Below are 684 nucleotides of genomic sequence, written 5' to 3' on the forward strand. Positions count from 1 at the left end.
TGCCAGAAGGCGTCGATCCGGCCGGCGGCCACGTTCAACAGGTGCAGGGTCGCGGGCACGGCGACGCGGACGACGAGTGCGTCCAAGAGCATCGCGGTGATCGAGGAGCCGACGCGCCGCACGACTTCCTCGTCCTCGTCCGGCCGGGCCTGGCTGGTGGCCGCGATGCCCAGGCCGAGGTCCGCGGTCTGGGAGACGTGCAGGGGCCGGCCGTCGAGGTGTGCGCCCGCACCGGTGAGCGCGGTGTAGGTCTCACCGGTCAACGGCAGGTGCACGACCGTGAGTACGGGCCGGTTCTCGCGCACGAGGGTGGCGGTCACCGCCCACTCCGGCAGACCGTGCAGGTGGTTGACGTTGCCTTCGGCCGGGTCCACGACCCACCACTCGCCGGGCGGCAGCGCCCCGCCGTCCAACTCGTCCTCCACCCAACCGGCGTCCGGGCGCAGTTGCGAAAGCCGGGGGCGCAGGATGTCGAGGGCCGTGTCGTCGTTGGCGGCGAGCGCACGCATCAACTCCTCCCGGGTCTCGTAGCGCACCACCTCTGCCTCGCCGAAGCGCCCGAGCAGCGCCGAACCGGCCGCACGCACGGCGTCCGCGGTCCCGGCCAGCAGATCGGCGTCAAAGGAGACGACTTCGGCGGTCTGAAGCGTTGCGGACATGGTGGTGCTCCTTGTCTGAGGAGGG

1 protein-coding gene is annotated in these 684 nt (G+C 71.8%); it reads right to left on the minus strand.

Annotated features, from left to right (window positions below):
* The coding region (locus E6R62_RS37880) for an inositol monophosphatase family protein (RefSeq protein ID WP_136217951.1) at nucleotides 1-659 on the minus strand (659 nt) is incomplete at its 3' end.
* Nucleotides 660-684: the final 25 nt, after the last annotated feature.

It is taken from the genome of Streptomyces sp. A1136 (genome assembly GCF_004795055.1).
Lineage (GTDB): Bacteria > Actinomycetota > Actinomycetes > Streptomycetales > Streptomycetaceae > Streptomyces.